This is a genomic window from Enterobacter sp. 50793107 (assembly GCF_001463365.1).
In the GTDB taxonomy this organism is placed as follows: Bacteria; Pseudomonadota; Gammaproteobacteria; order Enterobacterales; family Enterobacteriaceae; genus Enterobacter; species Enterobacter cloacae.
This window is the reverse complement of the sequence record NZ_LNII01000041.1, coordinates 1-622: the sequence shown is the minus strand read 5'-3', so window position 1 is coordinate 622 and position 622 is coordinate 1. Positions and strand designations below refer to the sequence as shown.

1 pseudogene is annotated in these 622 nt (G+C 48.2%); it reads left to right on the top strand.

Annotation, left to right across the window (positions count from 1 at the left end):
• Window positions 1-390: 390 nt before the first annotated feature.
• Window positions 391-622: pseudogene (silE, locus tag APU11_RS05665) on the top strand (silver-binding protein SilE); the annotation flags it as partial.

Here is a 622-nt window from a genome sequence, read left to right as displayed (position 1 = left end):
GCGGCATCGGCCTTGCGATTGTGAAGTCAATCGTGGAAGCACATCACGGAAGAGTGCAGGTGGAATCGGACGTACACTCAACGCGTTTTATCTTATCCGTGCCCAGACTGGAGAAAATGATTCCGGAAACCCAATACTGAGAATAAAGATTTAAATGACAAAGATGTCATTAGCCTGTCATGCAGCAAACAGAAGCCATTCGATATAATTAGTGCAACTTATCAGGAAGGCTGGATTGCTTCATCAATACCCGGCGTCAGAGTACGCCAGGAAATGAATATCCAGTCCTCTCCCGGAGAAATAAACACTGCCGAACCTGTTTCAGTTATGGAACTGAAAACGTCGGTTGTACTTCCCCGGACATCACTAATTCAGAAATGGAGATTTATCATGAAAAATATCGTATTAGCATCCTTGCTGGGCTTTGGTTTAATTTCTTCGGCCTGGGCCACTGAAACCGTGAATATCCATGAGCGGGTCAACAATGCACAGGCTCCTGCTCACCAGATGCAGTCTGCTGCGGCTCCTGTCGGGATCCAGGGGACTGCACCTCGTATGGCCGGTATGGACCAGCATGAACAGGCCATTATTGCTCATGAAACCATGACGAACGGGTCGGCGG